Genomic DNA, 5,892 nt, shown 5'->3' on the forward strand with positions numbered 1-5,892 from the left:
TCGTTGCGGTGAACGGTGCCTGATCGGCGCCGTTCAGGGTGATGGCCAGCCGCACCCGGCCGAGGGCATCGGGTGGGGGCAGCACCAGCTGATATTCACCGGCGACCTCGTTGAACGGCGACACGTAGAAGGCCTTCGCCACCTGTGCCCGACCCGCAGCATCGGTGTGGACCACATAGCAGTGCCGTTGGCCGTAGGTGTTGTGCACTTCGGCGACGACGAAGCTCAGCTCCCCGGCGGCGTCGTGGCACCAGAACACCGACAGTGGATTGAATACGTAGCCGGCCGTGCGCGGTGATAGCAGCGCGAGCACGCGACCGCCGGACCGCGAGATGCCGACATCGGCGAGGTAGCTGTCGAGTCGTCCACGGAGCGTCTCACCGGCGCGGGCAGGCTGCGGAAAGTGATCGGCGGGCCGAAACTTCGCTGTCCACCGCAAGCCGGGTGGAAGCGCCGGTAGCTCATCGACATCAACCAGCCAGCTCAGACTTGCGTAGTCGAACCGGTGATCCACCGGCTCGCGGCGGATGTGGCGGATGCGGGTGTACACCACTGCTGGCGTCGGGATACTCATTCGGGCACCTGCTTGGACTCCCGGAGGTCTTCGTCGGGCCAGCTGCCGCCGAAGCGCCGGGCGGCGCATTCGCCGGAGGCGGCGGCGTCTTCGTGGAACCCCCAGCCGTGGTACGCGCCGGCGAAGGCGATGGTGTCGGTACCGATCTCGGGAAGCCGTTGCTGGGCGGCCACCGATCGTTGGTCGTAGACGGGGTGCTCGTAGGTCATCGACGCCACGACCGCGGCCGGATCCACCAGGTCCGTCCGGCCCATCGTCACTAGGTATCGCGGCGGTCCGGCGACGCCGCTGGCGTGCGGTAGCCGCATCAGCCGGGTGAGGTCGTAGGTCACTGCCACTTCCGAACCGTCGGCACGGATCTGGTAGTTCCACGAGGCGCGGGCCCGCGGAGCGCGCGGCAGCAGCGACTCGTCGGTGTGCAGGACGGCCGGTTTGCTCGCGTATCTGATACTCCCGAGCACTGCTTCTTGCCGCGGCGTGGGGGACGCCAACAACGCCAGTGCCTGGTGCGGGTGGGTGGCGATCACGACCGCATCGAAGCGGCGCGTCCCGCGCGGGGCCGTGACCTCGACACCGGATTCGGTGGGACGCACGGCGGTGACCGGCGACGACAGTGCAATTTCTCCGCCCCGCGCTTCGAGGCGATCGGCGACCGCGGCCACGTAGGTCGCTGACCCGCCGGTCACCGTGCGCCAGCTGGGCGATTGGAAAACCGAGAGCATGCCGTGATGGTCCAGGAAGGTGAACAGATATCGCGCCGGGTACAGCTTCGCGGTGGCGGCATCGCACGACCACACCGCCGCCACCAACGGCCACAGGAAGTTCTCCCGGAAGTAGCCGGACAGTCGGTGTCGTTTCGCGAACTCATCGAGCGACTGATCGTCGTCGGGATCGTCGAGCACTCGTCGGGCAAGTGTGTGAAAGCGTTTGATCTCGGCCAGCATGAGCAGATAGCGGCCCCGCGTGAGGTTGCGCCACGTCGGGAAGAGTCCCTTCGCACCGAGGGCGCCCGCATACTCCAGCCCGGACGCCTGCGCCCGCACCGACATCGACATGTCGGTCTCGCTAGTGGCGATCCCGAGGTGACCGAACAGTGTCAGCAGTGTCGGGTACGTCCTGTCGTTGTGGACGATGAACCCGGTGTCGATAGCCAACCGGGTGCCGTCGGGTGCGTCGACCTGGTGGGTATGGGCGTGCCCGCCCAGCCGGTCGTCGGATTCCAGCAGCGTCACCCGATGCCGCTGCGACAGCAGATAGCTCGCGGTCAGGCCGGCCGCTCCGCTGCCGATTACCGCGATGGCGCTGCCCGGGGAGAGTTCTTTTGCTCCGTTCACATCGGTCATTCGGTTCTGCGCGGCCTTCGGATGGGTCGCTCGCGCACACTGGTGGGATGAATCCACCTGCCATTGTGTGGTTCCGCCGGGACCTGCGACTATCGGATCTGCCGATGCTGCTCGAAGCCCGAGCCCACGCACCGGAGGCCGTCGCCGTCTTCGTTCTCGACGACGCCCTGTGCCGGCCGTCGGGAGCCGCGCGCACCGCTTTCCTCGCCGGATGCCTGCGCGCACTCGACGCGGACCTCGACGGTCGCCTGCTGCTCCTGGCCGGCGATCCGGCACACGTCATCCCCACCCTGGCGTCGCAGCTGGGCGCCGGATCTGTGCACGTCAGTGCCGACTTCGGGCCGTACGGGGCGACGCGCGACCGGAACACCGAGCGCACCTTGGCGGCGCTCGCGGAGCCGGTACCTCTGGTGCGGACCGGCTCGGCGTACGCGGTGTCACCCGGACGCCTGCACACGAAGGCCGGCGGCCCCTACCGGGTGTTCACCCCCTTTCGGCGGGCGTGGCTCGAGCACGGTTGGCATTCCCCCGCCGCCACCGGACCCGAGACCCTCCGCTGGGTCGACCCCGCGAATATTCCCGGTCGAATCTCCCTCGCCGATGCCGCAATGCAGCTCGGGGAAGGATGGTCCGGCGCCCAGCTCCCGGCACCAGGCGAAGCCGCGGCGCGGCGGCGATGGGCGGCTTTCCGCGCGGATACCGGGCCGGCGGACGGCGGCGTGACGGAGTACCACGATCTCCGCGATCGGCCAGATCTGGACGCCACCTCGCGGTTGTCGCCGTATCTTAAGTTCGGTTGCCTGCATCCGCGCACCGTCCTGCACGATCTGCGCCACCGAAACGATCCCGGCGCCACGACGCTGCGCACTGAATTCGCGTGGCGGGACTTCTACGCCGACGTGCTGCACCATCGGCCGGACACGGCGCGCCAGAACTTCAACGCCAAGTTCGACGCGATCGAATACGACACCGGGCCCGACGCGGACGCGGCCTTTACGGCTTGGTGCGCCGGCCGGACGGGCTATCCGATCGTCGACGCCGGTATGCGTCAGCTCGCGGCGGAGGGGTGGATGCATAACCGGCTCCGCATGATCGTGGCCTCGTTCCTCACCAAAGACCTGCACGTGCCCTGGTGGCGCGGGGCGCGCTACTTCATGACGCAGTTGGTCGACGGCGATCTCGCGTCCAATCAGCACGGATGGCAGTGGACCGCGGGCTGCGGCACCGATGCGGCGCCCTATTTCCGGGTGTTCAATCCGGTGACCCAGGGCGAGCGTTTCGATCCCACGGGTGATTTTGTGCGCCGGTGGGTACCCGAGCTCCGGGGGATTCGCGGAAAGGCCGTGCATCAGCCGTGGAGGCTCGCCAGCTACCCGGAGCTCTTCGCTCACGACGCCGACTATCCGCCGCCGATCGTGGAACACGGCGAACAGCGAGCGATCGCGTTGGCCCGCTACGGCAGGCTCTGACGGGGTGCCGGCCGGAGGTCCAGTCCGCCGGGCGCGCGGCTGCGAATACTAGTCAGACACCGACGAAAGGTCCCGCCACCATGGGAATCGTGCACAGCAGTACCGTCGACGCCACCTGCGACGAGGTATTCGCCTGGCACAGCAGACCCGGCGCGCTGCACCGCCTCCTCCCCCCGTGGCAGCCGATGTCAGCGATCAGCGAATCGCCGTCGCTGGCCGACGGGCAGGCGATGCTGGGACTGCCCGGCGGTCTGCGCTGGCGCGCGCAGCACCGGGCCGACGAATTCGATCCGCCGCACCGGTTCGTCGACGAACGCATCACCGACGGCGCTCGGGAGCTACCGGCGGTCCTGTCCGGCCCGTGGCGGCACGAGCACGAGTTCGCCGCCGAACCCGGCGGGCAGACCACCCGGATGACCGACCGCGTGCACACCGCGGTGCCCGCCGTCGCGCTGCGGTCGACGTTCGCGTTCCGGCACCGCCAGGTCGCCGACGATCTGGCCCGGCACCGGCAAGCGCGGGAGGCCGGACTGGTGCCGCTGACGATCGCCGTGACCGGGGCGTCGGGAATGGTCGGCCAGCAGCTCACCGCATTCCTCACCACCGGCGGGCACCGGGTGATCCGTCTGGTTCGGGCCCGTACCGACGCCGCAGACGAACGGACGTGGGATCCCCATGTGCCCGCCGCGGATCTCTTGAACGGCGTCGACGCCGTCATCCACCTGGCCGGAGCACCGATCGCCGGGCGCTTCACCGACGCGCACAAGGCTCAGGTGCGCGACAGCCGTGTCGGGCCGACGCGGCGCCTCACCGAGGTGGCCGCCGCGGCAGCGGACGGCCCGTCGGTGTTCGTGAGCGCCTCGGCGATCGGATACTACGGACACAACCAGCCCGGCAAGACGCTCACCGAAACCGACCCCCCGGGCGACGATTTCCTCGCCGCCGTTGTGCGCGACTGGGAAGGCGCCGCAGCGGCGGACGCTGCCGGTCTGCGCTGTGTGCAGGTCCGGACGGGCATCGTGCAGAGCCCGCTCGGCGGCGTGCTGCGCGTGCAGCGACCACTCTTCGCAGCCGGCCTCGGCGGGCGACTCGGAAGCGGACGGCAGGTGCTGTCGTGGATCGACCTCGACGACCTCATCGACGTCTACCACCGCGCCCTGTACGACGACCGGCTCACCGGGCCGGTCAATGCAACCTCACCCGAGCCGGTCACCGGCAGCCAATACGCGAACACACTCGGTCAGGTGCTGCACCGCCCGACGCTGTTGCCGGTGCCGGCGCTGGGACCGAGTCTCATTCTCGGCCGCCAGGGCGCGCGCGAGCTGGCCCTCGCCGATCAGCACGTCCAGCCGTCGGCCCTCCTGCAGATCAACCATCGATTCCGGCGCCCCGCACTGCGGACGAGCCTGCGCCACCAACTGGGAAAGGCATGACTATGCAGCAACACGAAGAAGTCACCGTCACGATGGCAGCACCAGTCGACACCGTGTGGAGTCTGGTCAGCGATGTCACGCGGATCGGCGAGTTCTCGCCGGAGACGTTCGAGGCGCAATGGCTTCGCGGCGCCGACGGGCCAGCCGTCGGGGCACGCTTTCGCGGTCACGTCCGTCGCAACGAGGTCGGGCCGACCTACTGGACGCCCTGCACCGTGCTGGAGTGCGAGCCCGGGCGGGTGTTCACCTTCGGGGTCGGGTCGTCGAGCAATCCGGTGACGCGCTGGGGTTACCGGTTGACGCCGTTGCCCGAGCGCTCCGCCGTCGAAGTAACGGAGACTTTCGATTTCACCGCAGCCTGGTGGGCACAAGCCTACTGGCTGGTGATCGGCCCCCTCCGACGACGCCGCGTGCGCCGGGACATGCTGTGCACGCTCGAGCGGATGCGCGCCGTCGTCGAAGGGTGACCGCACCCGCTCAGCGGCTCTTAGTGCACAACGGCACAATCTCCTCGAGTCCGCCGGTCGTCGGCGAAGTCAGGTAGAGGCAATCCGACTGACCGGCCGCGGCGATCGCGGTTCGAGCCGCACGCCACTTGTCCGCCGACAGGGCTGGCGTCCGGGAGAGGACGAACCCGGACAACCGGCTGGGATCGGTGACGACCGCCCACGAGTAGTCCGAAGCGAGCCCGACGATCACGTAGTTCGGCGGGCCGTCGGGCCCACCCTGATTCGGGACGCTGGGGAAGCGGACGCGCAGCTGCGCCGAGGTCTTCTTGTCGACGACCCGGGCGGTTCCGGTGATCTGGTTCGGCGTTCCGGCCCAGGTGGTGCAGGTGTTGCGGACCACGACGTCACCGTCCTTGCCGAGCGAGTAGTTCGCTCGAGTGTCGCGGGCGCAGATCAGGCTGAAGGGCGCAGGCACCGCGGCCACCTGGTGCCAGGTGCCCAGGTATCGGGCCAGATCGACGGACGGCACCGGTTGCGGTCCGCCGGGCGCCGCCTGTGCGAGCCCGCTGCCACCGGCAAGCAGCGCCAGCGTGGCCAGCATGATCAGCACGGCCCGCGGAACTC

Annotated in this window: 6 protein-coding genes; 3 read left to right on the forward strand and 3 right to left on the reverse strand. The window is 69.2% G+C overall.

All coding sequences use genetic code 11. The features are described 5' to 3' along the window. Nucleotides 1-574 (reverse strand): DUF1365 domain-containing protein (locus tag WAW85_RS14130; protein WP_422560233.1); only part of this gene is annotated, 574 nt, incomplete at its 3' end. Further along, nucleotides 571-1,917 (reverse strand): NAD(P)/FAD-dependent oxidoreductase, encoded by a 1,347-nt coding sequence (locus WAW85_RS14135; RefSeq protein ID WP_422560234.1) that lies wholly within the window; start codon nucleotides 1,915-1,917, stop codon nucleotides 571-573. The genes WAW85_RS14130 and WAW85_RS14135, both read right to left, overlap by 4 nt. A gap of 47 nt (nucleotides 1,918-1,964) precedes the next feature. Between WAW85_RS14135 and WAW85_RS14140 the strand changes: the two genes are divergently transcribed. The 3 genes from WAW85_RS14140 (at nucleotide 1,965) to WAW85_RS14150 (ending at nucleotide 5,286) form a co-directional block, all read left to right on the forward strand. Then, nucleotides 1,965-3,386, forward strand: a complete 1,422-nt coding sequence (locus WAW85_RS14140) for a cryptochrome/photolyase family protein (RefSeq protein ID WP_422560235.1) — start codon at nucleotides 1,965-1,967, stop codon at nucleotides 3,384-3,386. 80 nt (nucleotides 3,387-3,466) lie between these two features. Next, entirely contained in the window at nucleotides 3,467-4,819 is a 1,353-nt protein-coding gene (locus WAW85_RS14145; RefSeq protein WP_422560236.1) for a TIGR01777 family oxidoreductase, read from the forward strand. Next, on the forward strand, nucleotides 4,816-5,286 hold the full coding sequence (locus WAW85_RS14150; protein ID WP_422560237.1) for an SRPBCC family protein: 471 nt from the start codon (nucleotides 4,816-4,818) through the stop codon (nucleotides 5,284-5,286). Before WAW85_RS14145 ends, WAW85_RS14150 begins: the two co-directional genes overlap by 4 nt. Nucleotides 5,287-5,296: 10 nt before the next feature. Here the strand turns inward: WAW85_RS14150 and WAW85_RS14155 are convergent, their stop codons facing one another. After that, complete coding sequence (locus WAW85_RS14155; protein ID WP_422560238.1) at nucleotides 5,297-5,869, reverse strand: lipocalin family protein; 573 nt, start codon at nucleotides 5,867-5,869, stop codon at nucleotides 5,297-5,299. Nucleotides 5,870-5,892: the final 23 nt, after the last annotated feature.

It is taken from the genome of Gordonia sp. (in: high G+C Gram-positive bacteria) (genome assembly GCF_049299075.1).
Taxonomy (GTDB): Bacteria; Actinomycetota; Actinomycetes; order Mycobacteriales; family Mycobacteriaceae; genus Gordonia.